At 70.7% G+C, this 19,862-nt stretch carries 17 protein-coding genes and 1 tRNA gene; 3 read left to right on the forward strand and 15 right to left on the reverse strand.

The annotated features are described in order from the left end of the window. Positions 1-72: 72 nt before the first annotated feature. The 11 genes from rpoB to ACFYMP_RS13090 all read right to left on the reverse strand — a co-directional run bounded on the left by rpoB (position 73) and on the right by ACFYMP_RS13090 (position 11,266). Positions 73-3,558, reverse strand: a complete 3,486-nt coding sequence (gene rpoB / locus ACFYMP_RS13040; RefSeq protein WP_388855242.1) for a DNA-directed RNA polymerase subunit beta — start codon at positions 3,556-3,558, stop codon at positions 73-75. 654 nt (positions 3,559-4,212) lie between these two features. After that, the gene (gene rplL / locus ACFYMP_RS13045; protein ID WP_388855245.1) at positions 4,213-4,596 is read right to left on the reverse strand and encodes a 50S ribosomal protein L7/L12; all 384 of its coding nucleotides are present in this window, start codon (positions 4,594-4,596) and stop codon (positions 4,213-4,215) included. 111 nt (positions 4,597-4,707) lie between these two features. Further along, positions 4,708-5,238, reverse strand: coding sequence for a 50S ribosomal protein L10 (gene rplJ, locus ACFYMP_RS13050; protein ID WP_363146976.1), 531 nt, complete (start codon positions 5,236-5,238; stop codon positions 4,708-4,710). Between the two features lie 465 nt (positions 5,239-5,703). Beyond that, a complete protein-coding gene (locus ACFYMP_RS13055; protein ID WP_388855249.1) occupies positions 5,704-6,633 on the reverse strand; it encodes a DUF1396 domain-containing protein in 930 nt (309 codons plus the stop codon). 56 nt (positions 6,634-6,689) lie between these two features. After that, positions 6,690-7,394: a hypothetical protein gene (locus ACFYMP_RS13060; protein ID WP_388855253.1), complete on the reverse strand. Its 705-nt coding sequence runs from the start codon at positions 7,392-7,394 to the stop codon at positions 6,690-6,692. Between the two features lie 162 nt (positions 7,395-7,556). Then, positions 7,557-8,279, reverse strand: a complete 723-nt coding sequence (gene rplA, locus ACFYMP_RS13065) for a 50S ribosomal protein L1 (RefSeq protein WP_388855256.1) — start codon at positions 8,277-8,279, stop codon at positions 7,557-7,559. Positions 8,280-8,355: 76 nt separating this feature from the next. After that, the gene (gene rplK, locus ACFYMP_RS13070) at positions 8,356-8,790 is read right to left on the reverse strand and encodes a 50S ribosomal protein L11 (RefSeq protein WP_363146972.1); all 435 of its coding nucleotides are present in this window, start codon (positions 8,788-8,790) and stop codon (positions 8,356-8,358) included. Positions 8,791-9,121: 331 nt separating this feature from the next. After that, positions 9,122-9,487 carry an NIPSNAP family protein gene (locus tag ACFYMP_RS13075; RefSeq protein ID WP_388855259.1) on the reverse strand — a complete coding sequence of 122 codons (366 nt, stop codon included), beginning with the start codon at positions 9,485-9,487 and terminating at the stop codon, positions 9,122-9,124. Between the two features lie 193 nt (positions 9,488-9,680). Then, positions 9,681-10,709, reverse strand: a complete 1,029-nt coding sequence (gene nusG / locus ACFYMP_RS13080) for a transcription termination/antitermination protein NusG (protein WP_388855263.1) — start codon at positions 10,707-10,709, stop codon at positions 9,681-9,683. A gap of 86 nt (positions 10,710-10,795) precedes the next feature. After that, positions 10,796-11,080, reverse strand: coding sequence for a preprotein translocase subunit SecE (secE, locus tag ACFYMP_RS13085; RefSeq protein ID WP_388855266.1), 285 nt, complete (start codon positions 11,078-11,080; stop codon positions 10,796-10,798). Positions 11,081-11,193: 113 nt separating this feature from the next. Beyond that, positions 11,194-11,266 (reverse strand) — tRNA-Trp (locus ACFYMP_RS13090). Positions 11,267-11,523: 257 nt separating this feature from the next. Between ACFYMP_RS13090 and ACFYMP_RS13095 the strand changes: the two genes are divergently transcribed. After that, positions 11,524-12,750, forward strand: coding sequence for a pyridoxal phosphate-dependent aminotransferase (locus ACFYMP_RS13095; protein ID WP_388855269.1), 1,227 nt, complete (start codon positions 11,524-11,526; stop codon positions 12,748-12,750). A 146-nt stretch (positions 12,751-12,896) separates the two neighbouring features. Then, positions 12,897-13,955, forward strand: a complete 1,059-nt coding sequence (locus tag ACFYMP_RS13100; RefSeq protein WP_388855272.1) for an adenosine deaminase — start codon at positions 12,897-12,899, stop codon at positions 13,953-13,955. A 207-nt stretch (positions 13,956-14,162) separates the two neighbouring features. Here ACFYMP_RS13100 and ACFYMP_RS13105 read toward each other — a convergent pair whose 3' ends face one another. After that, positions 14,163-14,759 (reverse strand): TetR/AcrR family transcriptional regulator, encoded by a 597-nt coding sequence (locus ACFYMP_RS13105; RefSeq protein WP_388855275.1) that lies wholly within the window; start codon positions 14,757-14,759, stop codon positions 14,163-14,165. A 130-nt stretch (positions 14,760-14,889) separates the two neighbouring features. On the opposite strand from ACFYMP_RS13105, the gene ACFYMP_RS13110 reads away from it, so the two are divergent. Further along, positions 14,890-15,537 (forward strand): NAD(P)-dependent oxidoreductase, encoded by a 648-nt coding sequence (locus ACFYMP_RS13110; RefSeq protein ID WP_388855278.1) that lies wholly within the window; start codon positions 14,890-14,892, stop codon positions 15,535-15,537. A 117-nt stretch (positions 15,538-15,654) separates the two neighbouring features. Here the strand turns inward: ACFYMP_RS13110 and ACFYMP_RS13115 are convergent, their stop codons facing one another. The 3 genes from ACFYMP_RS13115 to ACFYMP_RS13125 all read right to left on the reverse strand — a co-directional run bounded on the left by ACFYMP_RS13115 (position 15,655) and on the right by ACFYMP_RS13125 (position 19,569). Then, on the reverse strand, positions 15,655-16,710 hold the full coding sequence (locus ACFYMP_RS13115) for a UDP-N-acetylmuramate dehydrogenase (protein WP_388855281.1): 1,056 nt from the start codon (positions 16,708-16,710) through the stop codon (positions 15,655-15,657). Between the two features lie 357 nt (positions 16,711-17,067). Continuing rightward, positions 17,068-18,528: a DHA2 family efflux MFS transporter permease subunit gene (locus ACFYMP_RS13120; protein WP_388856001.1), complete on the reverse strand. Its 1,461-nt coding sequence runs from the start codon at positions 18,526-18,528 to the stop codon at positions 17,068-17,070. A gap of 450 nt (positions 18,529-18,978) precedes the next feature. Then, complete coding sequence (locus tag ACFYMP_RS13125) at positions 18,979-19,569, reverse strand: TetR/AcrR family transcriptional regulator (protein ID WP_388855284.1); 591 nt, start codon at positions 19,567-19,569, stop codon at positions 18,979-18,981. Positions 19,570-19,862 lie beyond the last annotated feature (293 nt).

Below are 19,862 nucleotides of genomic sequence, written 5' to 3' on the forward strand. Positions count from 1 at the left end.
ATGGGGGGGCCGGGTTGCCTCCCGTCGCCGGCCCACCGCGCGAGGCGGTGGGCGGGGCGACGGGAGGGCCCGTCAGACCTCTTCGACGCTGCTCGGCTCGCGCCGGGACAGGTCGATACCGAGCTCTTCCGCGGCACGGAAGACGTCCTCGTCCGTGTCGCGCATCTCGATGGACATGCCGTCCGAGGACAGCACCTCCACGTTCAGGCAGAGCGACTGCATCTCCTTGATGAGCACCTTGAAGGACTCGGGGATGCCGGGCTCGGGGATGTTCTCGCCCTTGACGATGGCCTCGTAGACCTTCACGCGGCCGGTCACGTCGTCGGACTTGATCGTCAGCAGCTCCTGGAGGGCGTAGGCGGCGCCGTAAGCCTCCAGCGCCCACACCTCCATCTCGCCGAAGCGCTGTCCACCGAACTGCGCCTTACCACCCAGCGGCTGCTGGGTGATCATCGAGTACGGACCGGTCGAGCGGGCGTGCAGCTTGTCGTCGACCAGATGGTGGAGCTTGAGGATGTACATGTAGCCGACCGAGATCGGCTCGGGGAACGGCTCGCCGGAACGGCCGTCGAACATCCGCGCCTTGCCGGTGGGCTGCACCATGCGCTCACCGTCCCGGTTGGGGATGGTGTGCTCCAGCAGACCGGCCAGCTCGTCCTCGCGGGCACCGTCGAAGACCGGGGTCGCGACGTTGCTGCGGGGCTCGACCCGGTCGGCGCTGATCGCGCGCAGCCGCTGCGCCCAGTCCTCGGGGACCTGGGAGACGTCCCAGCCCTGGCTGGCGAGCCAGCCGAGGTGGACCTCCATGACCTGTCCCGGGTTCATCCGGGACGGGACACCGAGCGGGTTGAGGATGATGTCGATCGGGGTGCCGTCCTCCAGGAACGGCATGTCCTCGATCGGCAGGATCTTCGAGATGACGCCCTTGTTGCCGTGACGGCCGGCGAGCTTGTCACCGTCGGTGATCTTGCGCTTCTGGGCGACGTAGACGCGGACCAGCTGGTTCACGCCCGGGGGAAGCTCGTCGCCCTCCTCGCGGTCGAAGACGCGGACGCCGATGACCTTGCCGATCTCGCCGTGCGGGACCTTGAGCGAGGTGTCGCGGACCTCACGGGCCTTCTCGCCGAAGATCGCGCGCAGCAGGCGCTCCTCCGGGGTCAGCTCGGTCTCGCCCTTGGGCGTGACCTTGCCGACCAGGATGTCGCCCGCGATGACCTCGGCGCCGATGCGGATGATGCCGCGCTCGTCGAGGTCGGCGAGGACCTCCTCGGAGACGTTCGGGATGTCCCGGGTGATCTCCTCGGGGCCGAGCTTCGTGTCACGGGCGTCGACCTCGTGCTCCTCGATGTGGATCGAGGAGAGGACGTCGTCCTGCACGAGGCGCTGCGACAGGATGATCGCGTCCTCGTAGTTGTGGCCCTCCCAGGGCATGAAGGCGACGAGCAGGTTCTTGCCCAGCGCCATCTCGCCCTCTTCGGTGGCCGGACCGTCGGCGAGGACCTGGCCCTCGATGATCCGGGCCCCCTCGTCCACGACGACCTTCTGGTTCACCGAGGTGCCCTGGTTGGAGCGGGAGAACTTCGAGAGGCGGTACGTGGTGTACGTGCCGTCGTCGTTGGCGGTGGTGATGTAGTCCGCGGAGACCTCCTGGACCACACCGTCCTTCTCGGCCTTGAGGACGTCACCGGCGTCGGTCGCGCAGCGGTACTCCATGCCGGTGCCGACGAGCGGCGCCTCGGACTGGATGAGCGGCACGGCCTGGCGCATCATGTTCGCGCCCATGAGGGCGCGGTTGGCGTCGTCGTGCTCCAGGAAGGGGATCATCGCGGTCGCGACGGACACCATCTGGCGCGGCGAGACGTCCATGTAGTCGACGTCGTCCCCGGGGACGTAGTCGACCTCTCCGCCACGGCGGCGCACCAGGACGCGGGCCTCCTCGAAGTGGAGGTCCTCGGTGAGCGGCGCGTTCGCCTGGGCGATGACGAAGCGGTCCTCCTCGTCGGCGGTCAGGTAGTCGACCTCGTCGGTGACGATGCCGTCGGTGACCCGGCGGTAGGGCGTCTCGACGAAGCCGAAGGCGTTGACCCGGCCGTAGGAGGCGAGCGAACCGATCAGGCCGATGTTCGGGCCTTCCGGGGTCTCGATCGGGCACATGCGTCCGTAGTGGGACGGGTGCACGTCACGGACCTCGAAGCCGGCCCGCTCACGGGAGAGACCACCCGGGCCCAGCGCGGACAGACGACGCTTGTGCGTCAGCCCGGAGAGCGGGTTGTTCTGGTCCATGAACTGGGACAGCTGGCTGGTGCCGAAGAACTCCTTGATGGAGGCGACGACCGGCCGGATGTTGATCAGGGTCTGCGGCGTGATCGCCTCGACGTCCTGCGTCGTCATGCGCTCGCGCACGACGCGCTCCATCCGCGCCAGGCCCGTGCGGACCTGATTCTGGATGAGCTCGCCGACGTTGCGCAGACGACGGTTGCCGAAGTGGTCGATGTCGTCGGTCTCGACGACGATCGACTGGCCGTTCGCGACGGTCGTCTCGGTCTCACCGGCGTGCAGCTGCACGAGGTACTTGATCGAGGCGATGATGTCCTCGGTCGTCAGCACCCCGGCGTCCAGCGGCGCCTCGGAACCCAGCTTCTTGTTGACCTTGTAGCGGCCGACCTTCGCGAGGTCGTAGCGCTTCGGGTTGAAGTAGAGGTTCTCCAGCAGCGTCTGGGCCGCCTCGCGGGTGGGCGGCTCGCCCGGACGGAGCTTGCGGTAGATGTCGAGCAGCGCGTCGTCCTGGCCCTGGGTGTGGTCCTTCTCCAGGGTGGCGCGCATCGACTCGTACTGGCCGAACTCCTCAAGGATCTGCTCGGTCGTCCAGCCGAGGGCCTTGAGCAGCACGGTGACCGACTGCTTGCGCTTGCGGTCGATGCGGACACCGACCATGTCGCGCTTGTCGATCTCCATCTCCAGCCAGGCACCCCGGGAGGGGATGATCTTGGCGGAGAAGATGTCCTTGTCGGAGGTCTTGTCGATCGAGGAATCGAAGTAGACACCCGGCGAGCGGACGAGCTGGGACACGACGACACGCTCGGTGCCGTTGATGACGAAGGTGCCCTTGTTGGTCATGAGCGGGAAATCGCCCATGAAGACCGTCTGGGACTTGATCTCGCCGGTCTCGTTGTTCGTGAACTCGGCGGTGACGAAGAGCGGGGCGGCGAACGTGAAGTCGCGCTCCTTGCACTCGTCGATGGAGTTCTTCGGCGGCTCGAAACGGTGGTCGCGGAAGGTCAGCGACATCGACCCGGAGAAGTCCTCGATCGGCGAGATCTCCTCGAAGATCTCTTCCAGACCGGACTTCGTGGGGACGTCCTGGCCATTGTCCAGAGCCGCCTCGACACGGGACTTCCAAGCGTCGTTACCGAGCAGCCAGTCGAAGCTCTCGGTCTGAAGAGCAAGAAGATTGGGAACCTCAAGAGGCTCTTTGATCTTCGCAAAGGAGATGCGCAGCGGGGCGGTGCTGGCACCGTTGTTCGTATTCGCGGTCGAGGCAGTGCGCGAGGCGGCCAAGAGGGGGTCCTTCCGAGGGCTCGGACTCACTACGCGCGTACCGGTCCCGTGTCGGACGCACCGAGTGAAAGCCCTGGTCAGGGCGGTAATTTCGATCGGTGCTCTCCACGGGCATGCCCCTGGTGACGGGCAGGAGGCAGCTAACAGGCAGCGCAAAGGGTCAGTGTAGCCACTTGGCCCACTGATGTCCAGTGCGGGTTTCGCCCCGACTGCTGAAGTCCCTCGCTGATCTCAACTCCTGCGGCACGTCGTGCGTCTCGCGACGCACCTCATTACTGCCCTCTTCGCCGTCGATCCATGCCTCGGAACCCGGATCGTTGTGACGACGCGTCCTGAGAATTGCGCGCTGCGTGCCGTTCGTCAAGGCCCCCGCCTCCCGGCCGGTCGCGCGGCCGCCGACCGCCTGGCAGCCCGGACACGACGTACGGGGGCACAACGAAGATCACCCTACCCGCAGGGGCGGACGACCCGCAGCTCCCGCCACGGCAACGCCGAAGGGCGACCACCCGGTTGGGTGATCGCCCTGAGGGCCCGCGGCGTTACACGTGCGGGTGAAACGCCGGAACGGGAGATGCCCCGGCCGGAGCCGGGGCATCGCCACGACGCGCGTACGCGGTACGCGGCGTCAGTTCCGTACCAGGGGTACGGAGGGGGTCACTTGACCTCGACGGAGGCGCCGGCGCCCTTGAGGGACTCGGCGGCCTTGTCGGCGGCGGCCTTGTCGACCTTCTCCAGGACGGGCTTGGGGGCGCCGTCCACGAGGTCCTTGGCCTCCTTCAGACCCAGCGAGGTCAGCTCACGCACGACCTTGATGACCTGGATCTTCTTGTCGCCGGCGCCCGTGAGGACGACGTCGAACTCGTCCTGCTCCTCAGCGGCCTCGGCCGGGGCGGCGCCGCCACCCTGGGCGACGACGGCGGCCGGCGCGGCGGCGGTGACGTCGAACTTCTCCTCGAACGCCTTCACGAACTCGGAGAGCTCGATGAGGGTGAGCTCCTCGAACTGAGCGAGCAGGTCTTCCTGGCTGAGCTTCGCCATGATGGCGGTCCTTCCACTAATTCGGCAGGTGCCGGATGTACATGTCGGCGGGCGTACGTACGGCCCGCTGTGACCTTCGCCGGGATCGGCTCGGGTCAGTTGCGAGCCGAATTACTCGGCACCGCCCTGCTCGGCCTTCTTGGCACGAAGCGCCTCCGCGGTGCGGACGAACTTCGAGGGGAGCGCCTGGAAGAGCGCGGCAGCCTGCGACTGCTTGCCCTTCATGGCGCCCGCCAGCTTGGCCAGCAGAACCTCGCGGGACTCGAGGTCCGCAAGCTTCTTGATCTCGTCGGCGGAGAGCGCCTTGCCGTCGAGTACACCGCCCTTGATGACCAGGGCGGGGTTTTCCTTGGCGAAGTCACGAAGACCCTTCGCCGCCTCGACCGGGTCCCCGGTGACGAAGGCGACTGCCGTCGAGCCCTTCAGGTGCTCGTCCAGCTCCGAGAACCCGGCCTCCTTGGCCGCGATCTTGGTCAGCGTGTTCTTCACCACACGGTACTGAGCGTTCTCGCCGAGAGAACGGCGAAGCTGCTTGAGCTGCGCCACGGACAGTCCGGTGTAAGCGGTCACTACAGCCGCGTTGGAGTTACGGAGCTTCTCCGTGATCTCCTCGACGGCATCGACCTTGTCGGACGTCGCCATGAGCCTCGGCCTCCTTCCGGGGTGATGAGCTTCGACTGACCTCACGATCAGCCGCGATCGAGCCGGTGGACCGCCCGGATCAGGCACCTGATTCAAGGAGCTTGGAAGGAAGAAGAGGAAAACAAATCGCCCCGGCGCAGGCGCACGGGGCGAGGGCTCGACCGGGATCACCCCCGGGAACTCGTTCCACGAACACCTGCGCGGGTCGCTCGCGTTCAGCGAATCCTTCGGCCACCGCACCCCTTGCGGGACACGACGACGACCAGCGGTCTTTGGCTTCATGAGGAGCGTACGCGAGACGGGCCCGCCGGAGCAAATCGCTCGGGCGGGCCCGCACGGGGAGGGACGCGGGCCCGCGCAGGGAGGGGACCCGGGCCCCGTACGGGGAGGGACCCGGCCCCCGTACGCGAGGGACTGCGGGGCCCGTCCCGTAACTGCGGCTGCCCGTCCCGTAAGGGCGCGGTCTCAGCCCTTGCCCAGCTCCTCGGCCAGCTTCGCCTGCTCCTCCGGGCTGAGGTCGCCCAGCCCGCCGAGCATGTCCTCCAGCGAGGTCAGGTCCTTGGCCGGGGGCTTCTCGACGGTCACCGGCTTGTTGTAGTCGCCGAAGGTCACGATCTGGTCGAGCGGGCCCTGGGCCGTCTTCGCGGTGGTGCGGAACCGCTTGGTGCGGCCCTCGCCGTCGAGGTAGACGTCCATCGTCATCTTCTCGACACCGAGGTCCCGGTACTGCTTGACCGCCGCCTCGCGCTGCTTCGCGGTGGCCGGGTCCTTCTTCGCCTCGGCGCTCAGCTCGTCGAGCGAGACGGTGCCCCGGTAGTGCGTCGTCTCCACCCCCTCGACGGTCTGCGGGCCGACCTTCCTCAGGTCGTCGGAGGCGGTCAGGAAGGTCGAGTCCTGCGCCGGGTTCTTGTTGGCCCAGGCGGCGGAGGGCTCGGCGGCGGCCGCCTTGTCCAGCTCGCCGACCGGAAGCGAGATCCAGCGCTTGCCGCCGGTCTCCTTGGCCATCGCGGCCCCGCCGTCGATGTACATGTCGCCGCCGACCAGCCGGATCTCGGTGCCCTCCGCCTTCGCGGAGGCCATCTCCATCGTCATCCGCGCGGCGAGCGGTTTCGTGCTCATCGCGGCCTTGGCCGACATCTTGCCCGCGCCGGGCGTCGTGCCCTCCATGCGGTACGTGAAGGAGGTCAGCTCCCGGCTCCTGGCCGCCGCGTCCTTGATCGCGGCCGCCGGGCTCGCCCCCGCGGCCTTCTTCGAGGCGGCGGCGGCCGGCTCGGCGTCCGCCTTGTCCTCGCTCCCCGAGCAGCCGACGGCCGCGCCGCCGAGCAGCGCCGTCGCCAGGACCGCCCCCGCGATCCGCCCCGCGCGCCCCCGCGCCGTACCCACCGTGATCCCCAAGATCCCCACCCCACCGGTTTGACGTGTATGTCACCTGCTGTTCGCACGCTACCGGATCAGTGCGACAGCTCCGCCGCGGAAATCCGGTCCCCCGCCGGGGGCTCCGGCACCGCCGGGACCGTGGTGCCGAACTCCGTCCAGTACGTCGTGGTGCGGATCAGGCCCCCGTCCCCGCGCCCCGACTCGACGCGTTTGACGAGCCGGCCGCGCCCGTCCACCCACAGGTCCACGGACTGCCGTTTGACCCCGGCGGCCCGGACCCGGGCCGATTCGGAGGCGTGCACGACGCCCGCGTAGTGCGTGGCCACGACCCCTCTGATCCGGGCCCGGCCCGCGCGGTGCGCGTCGGCCGCGGACAGCAGCAGGTCCACCGAGCTCTGCGGGGCGAGGGCCTCGGCCGCCCTGCGCGGGTAGCGCGCCCAGTGGCGGCCGCCGACGGGCTCGGCGAGCCGTACCCAGTACGCCTCGGGCCGCACCCGGAACTCGGCGGGTCCGCCCGCCCCGGGCGCCCGGACCCGCAGCCGGCCGCGCGGCGCCCCGGGGCGCGACCAGTCGAGCGAGCCGTGCGCGAGGGAGCGCACCCCGTCCGCCTCGGTGACCGAGTCGACGGTCGCGGAACCGGCCAGCGCGGTCGCCGTACGGGCCGCGCGCAGGGCGACCGCGGCGCCCTGGTCCCGGGGGGCCTCGCCCTTGGCCGCGCCGCCGCAGCCGGCGAGCAGCAGCCCGAGCGCGCATACCGTCGCCGCCGTCCGTCGCCTCATGGCCGCCTCCCCGTCGCCGTACCCGCCCGCCCTCCGGCACCCTAGGCGCCCCGCGCCCGGGGCAGTACGGCAAAACGGACGGGCCCCGTACCTGAAGTCAGGTACGGGGCCCGTCCGTCGAGGCTACGCGTCCGCGACGCGGCCGCCGGTGAGCACGGGGGCTCAGACGGAGGCCGGGTCCTCCTCGACGAGGAGGTTGCGGGTGCGGTTCTGGTCCAGCGGGATGCCGGGGCCCATCGTGGTGCTCAGGGCGGCCTTCTTGATGTAGCGGCCCTTCGCGGCGGACGGCTTGAGGCGGAGGATCTCCTCAAGGGCGGCGCCGTAGTTCTCCACCAGCTTGGTGTCGTCGAACGACGTCTTGCCGATGATGAAGTGGAGGTTCGCGTGCTTGTCGACGCGGAACTCGATCTTGCCGCCCTTGATGTCCGTCACGGCCTTGGTGACGTCCGGGGTGACGGTGCCGGTCTTGGGGTTCGGCATGAGACCACGCGGGCCCAGGACGCGGCCGAGGCGGCCGACCTTGCCCATGAGGTCCGGGGTGGCGACGACGGCGTCGAAGTCCAGACGGCCCTTCGCCACCTCGTCGATGAGCTCGTCGGCGCCGACGATGTCGGCGCCCGCGGCACGCGCGGCCTCGGCACGGTCACCGGTCGCGAAGACCAGGACCCGGGCGGTCTTGCCGGTGCCGTGCGGGAGGTTCACGGTGCCACGGACCATCTGGTCGGCCTTGCGCGGGTCGACGCCCAGGCGGAAGGCGACCTCGACGGTGCCGTCGAACTTGCTCGTGGAGGTCTCCTTGGCGAGCCGGACCGCCTCCAGGGGCGCGTACAGGCGCTCCTGGTCGATCTTGGCGTCGGCAGCGCGGAGAGACTTGCTGCGCTTCACTTCTGCTCCTGATGTCGTTTCGGAGTCGTGGTCCGGGCCGGCGCGGGCCCTGCCACTGGAGGTCGTACGGGGAGGATCAGCCCTCGACGGTGACGCCCATGGAACGGGCGGTACCGGCGATGATCTTGGACGCGGCGTCCAGGTCGTTCGCGTTGAGGTCTTCCAGCTTGGTCTGGGCGATCTCGCGGACCTGCGCCTGGGTGATCTTGGCGACCTTGGTCTTGTGCGGCTCGCCGGAGCCCTTCTCCACGCCCGCGGCCTTGAGGATCATCTTCGCGGCCGGCGGGGTCTTCGTGATGAAGGTGAAGGAGCGGTCCTCGTAGACCGTGATCTCCACCGGCACGACCCAGCCACGCTGCGACTCGGTCGCGGCGTTGTAGGCCTTGCAGAACTCCATGATGTTGACGCCGTGCTGGCCCAGCGCGGGGCCGACCGGCGGAGCCGGGTTCGCGGCGCCGGCCTGGATCTGGAGCTTGATAAGCCCCGTGACCTTCTTCTTCTTGGGAGGCATTGCTCTCTCCGGGTCCTAGTGAGAGTGTTCCGCCTTCGTCCGGTTCATCCGGATGGAGGCATACCGCACAACGATAACGGGTATCGGCGTGCGGCCAAAACCGACAGGTCAGGGGGCCTTTCCGGCAGGAAAGGCCCTCCGCCCGGCCGGTGGCGCGGGTCCGGGAGCAGCCGACCGGCTGGTCGGTTCTTCCGGTACGGGTCCGCGGCGGGGATCTTTGGCACGGATCTCGGTACGGAGGTCCGGTGCCGGTCCCCGGTGCCGGTCCCCGGTACGGGCGGGCGGCCGGTCGCTGGTCGGTCAGCGCGTGCGCGGCCGTACGCCGGGAGGATCAGTCACCCATCCTGTCACCGTCGGCCGCCCCCGGTCCACCTCGGCCGTCCTGGCGGTGGTCCGGCAGCAGGGGGCGCATGAACGTGCGGTCGTACCGCAGCACGCAGCCGCTCTCGTCCCGGACGCGGTCGGCCTCGACGAAGTCCGGGTCCCGGCCGAACAGCGTCCGGTACTCCTCGTACGCCGCCAGGCTCGGGAAGCTGAAGAGGGCGAGCGCCTTGTCGCTGGCGCCCTCGGAGGGCAGGAAGTACCCGTGGTGGGTACCGCCGTGCCGGTCGACCAGTTCCATCCAGCGCCGTCCGAAGCGCTCGAACTCCTCGGTCTTGAGCGGGTCGATCACGTACTCCACGACACAGGTAATCACCGGGCCGATGGTAGGCGGCGTACCGGAGAGCGCGCGGGCCCGGAGCGGAACCGCCTCCGACGGGGAGCGGGAGACCGGGAGTTCTCCACCCTCCGGGCGTCCCCGCGCCTGGTCCGGGTGGCGCAGGCCGCACAGCGGAGAGCCCCGGCAGGACGCGGGTCCTGGCCGGGGCTCTCCTCCGTCACGCGATCCGCTAGTTCTTCTGGATCTGGTCGAAGCTCAGCTCGACCGGGGTCTCGCGGCCGAAGATCTCGACGAGGCCCTTGACCTTCTTCGAGTCGGCGTTGATCTCGTTGATCGTGGCCTGGAGGGTCGCGAAGGGGCCGTCGGTGACGGTGACCGAGTCGCCCACCTCGAAGTCCAGCACCTGGACCTCGACCTTGCGCTGCGGGGCCGGCTTGCCCTCGGCCTCGGCGGCCTCGCGGGCGGCCTTCTCCTCGGCCTCGGGGGCGAGCATCTTGACGATCTCGTCGAGGGTCAGCGGGTACGGGTCGTAGGCGTTGCCCACGAAGCCGGTGACACCGGGGGTGTTGCGGACGACGCCCCAGGACTCGTTGGTGAGGTCCATGCGCACCAGGACGTAGCCGGGGAGCTTGTTCTGGCGGACGGTCTTGCGCTCGCCGTTCTTGATCTGGGCGACCTCTTCCTGCGGCACCTCGGCCTGGAAGATGAAGTCCTCGACGTTGAGCGAGACGGCGCGCTGTTCCAGGTTGGTCTTCACGCGGTTCTCGTAACCGGCGTAGGTGTGGATGACGTACCACTCGCCGGGCAGCGCGCGCAGTTCCTCGCGCAGGGCGGCGACGGGGTCGACGGCCTCGGCGGGCTCCGATTCCCCGGCGGGCTCCGTGTCCTCGGCGTCCGCGGCGTTCCCGGTGTCCTGAGCCGCGTCCTCCTCGGCGTCGGCCTCCTCGGCCGCGGCGTCCTCGGCGGACTCGCCGGTGGTCTCGGCGCCGGCCTCGGTCCCGTCCTCGACGGGGGCGCCCTCGCCGACCATGGCGGCGTCCTGCTCGCCCTCGGCGAGCACGTCGTCGGCGGCGGGCTCCTCGGTGGCGGCCTCGGTGACGGCGGCCTCCTCGGCGGGCTCAGCGGCGGCGGCGTCCGCAGCCTCGGCCTGGTCCGGCGCCCCGGCGTCCGCAGCCCCGACGATGTCGAGTCCGTCCTCGCGGGACTCCAGGTCCTCGCTCGCGGGCTGGTCGGCGCCGTTCAGGTTCGGGTCAGACACGTCGCTGCTTCTTCCTGGATACATAGGGGTGGAACACGCGAAAGGGGCGCCGACTCCGGCGCCCTCCGCATTGTGCACTTTCCGGCTCAGCCAAAAACGTACTTGATGGCCTGGGAGAATCCATAGTCGATCACGGTCACCAGACCGATCATGACGACCACGAAGACGATGACGACGGTCGTATACGTCGAGAGCTGACCACGCGTCGGCCAGACGACCTTGCGGAGCTCGGCGACGATCTGCCGGTAGAAGAGCGCGAGACGGCCCAGGGGGCCCTTCTTCCCGCGCTTGCCGCCCTTGCGGTTCTTCCGCGACTCAGGCACCTCGTCCTGGGCATCAGGCGTATCGATGGAGCCCACGGCGTCCGTCACGTGTCCTCACCTGAATTCCGGATCGGTGCCGTGCGTCGCCCGATGGAGCCGCACGGCGGTGCAGTTACTGTACGTACACATGCGCACACGACCTGGCGAAAGGTTGTGTGTAGCAGGGCCGGAGGGACTTGAACCCCCAACCGCTGGTTTTGGAGACCAGTGCTCTACCAATTGAGCTACGACCCTTTGTCTCCCCCAACGTACCGCATCCGGTCGCACGCACTAAGTGCCTGTGCCGAAGAGGTCCGCCGAAGGCCAACGAGCACAGAGCATACGTGCTCAGGGGCCCGAGGTCGAACGCGATGCTCCGCGAGCCCTGTTGGCGACCGGTGTCGTGGCGGTGATCGTCCCGGCCCCGGCGGCCGCGTCACCCGCCTCTTATATGTGTCTCAGTTCGCAAACCTGTGTGCCCGGCTCGTTGCCTGTCTGAAACGATGGGGCGCATGAGCGCTGCTACCCCTTCCTCCGAGCGCCGGGTCTCCGCCCGCATCGGCGCGATCTCCGAGTCCGCGACCCTCGCTGTCGACGCCAAGGCCAAGGCCCTCAAGGCCGCCGGCCGTCCGGTGATCGGTTTCGGCGCGGGTGAACCGGACTTCCCGACCCCCGAGTACATCGTGGACGCGGCCGTCGAGGCGTGCCGCAACCCGAAGAACCACCGCTACACCCCGGCCGGCGGTCTTCCCGAGCTGAAGGCCGCGATCGCCGCCAAGACGCTGCGCGACTCGGGCTACGAGGTGGACGCCTCGCAGATCCTCGTGACCAACGGCGGCAAGCAGGCGATCTACGAGGCGTTCGCGGCGATCCTCGACCCGGGCGACGAGGTCATCGTGCCCGCGCCGTACTGGACGACGTACCCGGAGTCGATCCGGCTGGCGGGCGGTGTCCCGGTCGACGTGGTCGCCGACGAGTCCACGGGCTACCGCGTGACGCTGGAGCAGCTGGAGGCGGCCCGCACCGAGCGCACCAAGGTCGTGCTGTTCGTCTCGCCGTCCAACCCGACCGGCGCGGTGTACTCCGAGGCCGAGGCGGAGCGGATCGGCCGCTGGGCCGCCGAGCACGGGCTGTGGGTGCTGACGGACGAGATCTACGAGCACCTCGTGTACGGCGACGCGAAGTTCACCTCCCTGCCGGCGATCGTGCCCGAGCTGCGCGACCGCTGCATCGTGGTGAACGGCGTGGCGAAGACGTACGCGATGACGGGCTGGCGCGTGGGCTGGCTGATCGGCCCGAAGGACGTCGTGAAGGCCGCGACGAACCTCCAGTCGCACGCCACGTCCAACGTGAGCAACGTCGCGCAGGCCGCGGCGCTCGCCGCCGTCTCCGGTGACCTGGACGCGGTCGCCGAGATGCGCGAGGCGTTCGACCGGCGCCGGCGCACCATCGTGCGGATGCTCAACGAGATCGACGGCGTGCTGTGCCCGGAGCCCGAGGGCGCGTTCTACGCGTACCCCTCGGTCAAGGGCCTGCTGGGCAAGGAGATCCGGGGGAAGCGCCCGCAGGACTCGGTGGAGCTGGCCGCGCTGATCCTCGACGAGGTCGAGGTCGCGGTGGTCCCGGGCGAGGCGTTCGGCACCCCGGGCTACCTGCGGCTGTCCTACGCGCTGGGCGACGAGGACCTGATCGAGGGCGTGGCCCGTATCCAGAAGCTGCTGGCCGAGGCGACGGACTGACCCGTCCCTCCCAGGTGATGTCCCGGGCGCCGTGCCCGGTGATCGCGGACCTCCGGCGCTGCCGGGGGTCCGCTTTCGCGTTCGGGCAAGTACTCGAAGGGGTAACCGGGTTTCGGTCCGCCGCGCGCGTGCGGCAGGATCTATGAATGGAGAGCATGCACGTGACCCCGCCAGGTGCCGGGGCCCGCGACCGGACCAGGGACCTTCGTGAACTGCCGAAGGCCCATCTGCATCTGCACTTCACCGGTTCGATGCGCTCCACGACGCTGCTGGAACTGGCCGACAAGTACGGGGTGCGGCTGCCGGACGCGCTGACCGGCGGGGAGCCGCCGCGGCTGCGGGCCACGGACGAGCGGGGCTGGTTCCGCTTCCAGCGGCTGTACGACGCGGCGCGGTCCTGTCTGCGGGAGCCCGCCGACATCCAGCGGCTCGTGCGGGAGGCCGCCGAGGAGGACGTGCGGGACGGTTCGGGCTGGCTGGAGATCCAGGTCGACCCGACCTCGTACGCCCCGCTGCTGGGCGGTCTGATCCCGGCGATGGAGATCATCCTGGACGCGGTGGACGCGGCCGCCCGCGAGACGGGGCTCGGGATGCGGGTGCTGGTCGCGGCGAACCGTATGAAGCATCCGCTGGACGCCCGTACCCTGGCGCGGCTCGCGGTGCGGTACGCGGACCGGGGGGTGATCGGTTTCGGCCTGTCCAACGACGAACGGCGCGGCATGGCCAGGGACTTCGACCGGGCCTTCGCGATCGCCAGGGAGGGCGGTCTGCTGGCGGCCCCGCACGGCGGGGAGCTGGCCGGGCCCAGTTCGGTGCGGGACTGCCTGGACGATCTGCACGCGGCCCGGGTGGGCCACGGGGTGCGGGCCGCCGAGGACCCGTACCTGCTGCGCCGCCTCGCGGACTCCGGCGTGACCTGCGAGGTGTGCCCGGCCTCGAACGTGGCCCTCGGTGTCTACCCGAAGCAGTCCGACGTCCCCCTGCGCACGCTGTTCGAGGCGGGCGTCCCGATGGCGCTGGGCGCGGACGACCCGCTGCTGTTCGGCGCCCGCCTCGCCGACCAGTACGAGATCGCCCGCCGCGACCACGGCTTCAGCGACCCCGAACTGGCCGAGCTGGCCCGGCAGTCGGTGCGTGGTTCGGCCGCCCCGCCGGACGTGCGGGAGAAGCTGCTCGCGGGGGTGGAGGACTGGCTGGCGGGGTGAGGCGGTCCTGTTCGGCGGTCCTCGGAGCCGCTGCCGGGCCGGCCGGCCCGGTGGGACGGACCCGTCGGGCGGGGCCGGTCCGCGGGAGCGGCTTCGGTGTCGCGCCGGGTGGCGGGCGGCCCTGGTCCAGAGGCCGGGGCCTCCCGTCGGACGATCCCTTCGCCCGGAGACCGAGACCCTGGACGATCACCGCTGGACGCTCACCGCTCACTCCGTCCCGCGGATGAGCTGGGTCGCCATCCGGGCCGCGAACTCCTCGGCGGACTGCGGGGGTTCGCCCCGCGGCATGGCCTCGTAGGCGAAGGACCGGTGGACGCAGGCGCCGAGCAGCAGGGAGGCGGCGGCGAAGGTGTCGGCCTCGGAACCGATCCGCCCGGCCCGCTGCTCGGCGCGCAGGTAGGCGTCGAGCGCGTACACGGGGGCGTGCGGGCCGGCGCCCAGCGCCCGCATCGCGTCGTAGTGCCGCGCCTTGAGGTGGGGGTCGGCGTGCAGCGAGGCGGCGATCGGGAAGCTCTCGGCGTAGAAGGCGGTGGCCTGCCGGGCGAAGTCGGTGAGGTTCTCCTCGACGGAGCGTGCGCCGTCGGCCTCGGGCGGGGAGAGCCGGGGCAGCCGCTCCCGCAGGACCTCCACGAACAGGTCCTCCTTGCTGGCGAAGTACTTGTAGAGCGCGGCCTCGGAGCAGTCGGCGGCGCGGGCGATCTCCTTGGTGGTGGTACGGGCCAGGCCGAGCGTCAGCATGAGCCGGTGGGCGGCGTCGAGGATGCGGGCGCGGGCGGGCCGCGTCCGGTCGGGCGGCTGCGACATGGCCGGCACGGTGACTCCCTGAGGACCTTGACGTGAGGTGGGTGAACGCCCACCCTAAGGGTGAGTGAGCATTTACTCACCAGGCTGCTCCCAGCGGCGCACCCATCTACGGGACCTTCGGGGGTCTTCCATGAGGCTGACGGTTTTCGGCGCGACCGGCGGGGTCGGCGGCCACGTCGTGCGGCAGGCGCTCGCCGCGGGGCACGAGGTGACCGCCGTGGTCCGCGACCCGGCGCGGCCGGCGCTGCCGGGGGGTACGGACGCGGGCCTGGAGGTGGTCCGCGCGGACATGACCGACGCGGAACCGCTGCGGGCGGCGGTCGCGGGCCGGGACGCGGTCCTCTCGGGTCTCGGGGCGAGCAACAACAAGCAGGCCCTGGCGGGCGTCGCGGCCCGGCTGACGAGGACGGTACTGGAGGCGATGGAGGCCGAGGGCACGCGTCGGCTGGTCGTGGTGAGCGCGGCACCGGTGGCCCCGGCCCGCCCCGGGGAGAGCCTGCTCGACCGGGCGGTCCTCGCGGCGGTCGGCCGGGTACTCAAGCCGGTCTACGACGATCTGCGGGCGATGGAGGCGGCGCTCGCGGCGAGTGCGACGGACTGGACCTCGGTACGCCCGCCGAAACTCACGGACGGCCCGCTGACCGGCGTCTACCGCACCGAGACCGGCGCCAACCCGCCCCGTTCCCGCAAGATCGCGCGCGCGGACGTGGCGCACGCGATGCTCGCGGTCGTCACGGACCCCTCGACCGTCAAACAGGGGGTGGGGGTGGCTTACTGAGTCCCGGTTCCGGGATCGGGACCGGAAGCGTGGGCCTGGACCGGTTCCGGGGCGGGCCGGGGCGTCCGGCGGGCCGGCGTGCGCGCCTCCGCCCGGCGGGTGCGCCGGCCGGAGGTCTCAGAGGCTCACGCCGACCGTCACGGGCTCGTTGACGAGGGTGACGCCGAAGACCCGCTCCACCCCGGCGACGACCTCCCGGGCGAGGTCCAGCAGGTCCTCGGTGGTGGCGGAGCCCCGGTTGGTGAGCGCGAGGGTGTGCTTGGTCGAGATACGGGCGGGCCCCGCGCCGTATCCCTTGGTGAACCCGGCCTTGTCGATGAGCCAGGCGGCGGAGGTCTTGGTGCGTCCCTCGCCCGCCGGGTAGGCGGGTGGTACGACGTCCGGGCCGAGGTGGGCGCGGGCACGGTCGAGGAACCGCGCCAACTGGGCCTCGTCGAGCAAGGGGTTGGTGAAGAAGGAGCCGGCCGACCACGTGTCGTGGTCCTCGCTGTCGAGCACCATGCCCTTGCCCGCGCGCAGCTTGAGGACGGTGTCCCGGGCCTGGGCGAGCGGGACCCGGTCGCCGGTCTCGACACCGAGCGCGCGGGCGGTCTCGGCGTACCGGACGGGGGCGGACAGCCCGTCCTGGTCGGCGAGCGCGAAGCGCACCCGCAGGACGACGTACCGGTCGGGTTCGGCCTTGAAACGGCTGTGACGGTACGAGAAGGCGCACTCCTCGTTGCCGAGGGTCACGGTCTGCCCGGTGACGCGGTCGAGGGCGAGGACCTCGGTGACGGTCTGGGAGACCTCCTGGCCGTAGGCGCCGACGTTCTGGATCGGCGTGGCCCCGGCCGATCCGGGGATGCCGGCCAGGCACTCGATCCCGGCGAGCCCGGCCTCGACGGAGGCGGCGACCGCCTCGCTCCAGACCTCCCCCGCGGCGAGTTCCAGGGTCGTGCCCTCGATACGGCGGCCACGCGTGGCGATCCGCAGGGCGGTGCCGTCGAAACCCTTGTCGCCGATGACGAGGTTGCTGCCCCCGCCGATGACGAGCAACGGTTCACCGGCCGCGTCGGCGGCCCGGACCGTTTCGACGACCTCGGCGTCGCTCGTCGCGGTGACCAACCGGGTGGCGGGCCCGCCGAGGCGGAGGGTCGTCAGGGGGGCGAGGGGAGCGTCATGGAGTTCCTGCACAGGACAAGCGTAAGGGGCGGGCCACCTGGGGCCCGCCCCTTACGCTCCGTGCTTCTCGCGGGATTCCCGCTGACCTCCCGGGGGATTCCCTCTGAGTACTCGCGGCATTCCCGCCGACTTTTCGTGCCATTCCCGCTGAGTACTCGCCGGAACCGCGGCACCTTCTGGCCGGGTTCCCGCCGGACGGCCTGCCCTGTCAGCGCTCCCGCGCGGCGCTTGCCCTGGCGCTGATGTCCTCTAGCGCTTTGTGGTGCTTTCCAGAGCTTTCTGGCGCTTCTAGCGCTTCTGGCGCTTCTGGCGCTTCTGGCGCTTCTGGCGCTTCTGGCGCTCTCCTCTCGGACGTTTTCGTCCGAGGGCTCAGAGGGTGGCGGGGCCGAGGCCGGCGGGGGCCGGGGAGCCGTGGGCGGTGCCGGCCTCCGTCCCGGTGGCCTCGCGCGGCTTCTCCGTCGGCCTTCCGTCCGCCGGTGTCCCCGCCGCCGTCATCCCGGAGCGACGCGGGATGACGAGGGCGAGCAGTGCGCCGAGGGCCACGGCGCCCGCTCCGACCCAGAGGGCGGGGGTGAGCCCGTCCACGAAGGTCCGCGGCGTCCCGTATCCGCCGCTCGCGGAGAACACGGCGCTGACCACGGCGATACCGAGCGCCCCGCCGAGTTCCCGCAGGGCGTTGTTCGTCCCGGAGGCGATGCCCTGCTCGACGGGCCGGACGCTGCCCATGACGAGCGCGGCGGCCGGCGCGAAGTAGAGCGCCATGCCGATCCCGCCGAGGACGAGGGCGGGCAGCATGTCCCCGTAGCTCATGGCCGGGTCGATGACGACCGCGAACCAGCCGAGTCCGAGCGCCTGGACCGCGAGCCCGGCCACGACGACGTTCCGCCCGCCGATCCGGTCGGACAGGTAACCGGCGAGGGGGGCGACGAGCATCGGCATCCCGGTCCACGGCAGCATCCGCAACCCCGCCTCGGTGGGCGAGTAGCGCAGGACCACCTGGAAAGCCTGGCTCAGCAGGAAGATCGAGCCGAACATCCCGAGGAACATGAGCAGACTCGCGGCGTTGATCCCGGTGAACGCGCGGCTGCGGAACAGCCGCATCGGCAGCATCGGCCGGGGGGTGCGCAGCTCCCACAGGACGAAGACGGCCAGGAGCCCGGCGCCGGCCAGGAGCCCGGTCAGTACCAGCGGGTCGGTCCAGCCGTCCCGGTTGCCGCTGATCAGCCCGTAGACGACGCCGAAGAGTGCGACGCTCGCCAGCAGGGTGCCGGGGAAGTCGAGCCGTGTGCCGGGGGCCGTGGACTCCCGCAGCCGCAGCGGCGCGAGGACGAGCAGCAGGACGCCCAGCGGAACGTTCAGCCAGAAGATCCAGTGCCAGGAGATGTGCTCGGTGAGCGCCCCGCCGATGAGCGGCCCACAGGCCACGGCCAGGCCGTTGACCGCCCCGGTGATCCCGAAGGCCATCCCGCGCCGGGCGGCCGGCACGGCGGCGCTGAGGAGCGTCAGCGTCAACGGCATCATGACCGCCGCCCCGACGCCCTGCACGGCGCGCGCCGCGACGAGCTGGCCGATCCCCGAGGAGAGCGCGGCGGCGGCCGAGGACGCGGTGAACACCCCGACGCCGACGAGGAAGAGCCGCCGCCGCCCGAAACGGTCCCCGAGCGCCGCGCCGAGCATCATCAACACCGCGAAGGTCAGGGTGTACGCGCTGACCGTCCACTCCAGGTCCCCGAGCCCGCCCCCGAGATCGGCCTGGACGGAGGGCAGCGCGTTGCTGACGACGAGATTGTCCAGCGCGGCCATGAACCCGGCGATGCTGGTGATCAGCAGGGCCCAGAAGACCGGACGCCGCTGCCCGGCGTGTGACGTCTCGCGGGTGACTCCGCCCGGCCTCGACCCCGCGCCGGCGGACCGCCCCCTCAGTCGCTCTCCCCTCTCGTGCTTCTCGAACCTGTCGTGTTTCTTGAACCTGTCGTGGTTCTTGAACCTGTCGTGAATCTCGCGCGCGTCGCGCTCCTCGTGATTCTCGTCCTTCTCGGATTTCTCGTGGCGCTCGTGCTGCTCCTGGCTCTCGTCCTTCACGGTCTCCCCCTTGGAGTCTCCACGTCAGGCGTAAATTAGTTATCGATCACTACTTTTCGCGGGCAGACCGGGGCGCGCACCGCAGACGGGCCGGCACGCCTCGCCGCCGCCACGCACCCTCCACCCACGAGCCCGCGCACCCGCGATCCGCGCACACACGCATCCGCGCATCCGCGCATCCGCGCACTGATGAAACGGTCAGCAGACGGTTTGCCGCTCGGGGCCCGCACCCGGTTCCGGCGGTCTGACCTCCTCGTACACCCCGCCCCACACCCGGTGCCCCCTGGGGTACCCGAGAGCGACGAGGTTGTTGACCAGCATCCCGTACGCCAGAAACCCGGTCGCCTCGTCGACGTCCCCGTCGTACCGCTCGACGACGTAGTCGAACAATTCGGCCCACGCCCGGCGCAGCGCCTCGGCCAGCTCCTCGTCCCCGGACGCCTTCGCGGCGGCGGCGGCGCTGTAGATCTGCAAGTACATCTGCACGACCTCGGGCCGCTCCGCGAGCAGTTCCTGGTAGGCCCGTCCCATCGCACCGACGGCGGCCTCGCCCTCCAGCCCCTCCCCGGCACCCCGGAACACCCGCCGGGTCTCGTCCACGCAGTGCTGCGCCGCCGCGAGGAACAGCGCCTTCTTGTTCTTGAACAACCGGAAGAGATACGGCTGCGACACCCCGACCCGCCGTGCGATCGACTCCGTCGAGGTGCCGTCGTACCCACGCTCGGCGAACTCGGCCACAGCCGCCCGCACCGCGCTTCCGCGCCGCTCCTCAGCACTCATCCGAACCATGGGAAGTAAGTTAGTACTCAATCACTAACTTTGCCAAGAGGCTCGGGGAGGGAGACACGACGCGAGGAGGGAAGGTGGCGGGATTCCCGGAATCAAGGGACTTGCGGGGATTGCGGAGGATTACAGGGATTACACGCTGAGGCCGTCCGGGGGCACGAAAGGAGGGACGCGGGGGGGGGGGGGGGGGCCCCCCGCGCCCCCCCCCCCCCCCCCCCCCCCCCCCCCCCCGCCGCCCCGCCGCCACCCCCCCCCCCCCCCCCGCCCCCCCCCCCCCAGCCCCCCCGCCCCCCCCC

This window comes from Streptomyces sp. NPDC007088 (assembly GCF_042869355.1).
Lineage (GTDB): Bacteria > Actinomycetota > Actinomycetes > Streptomycetales > Streptomycetaceae > Streptomyces.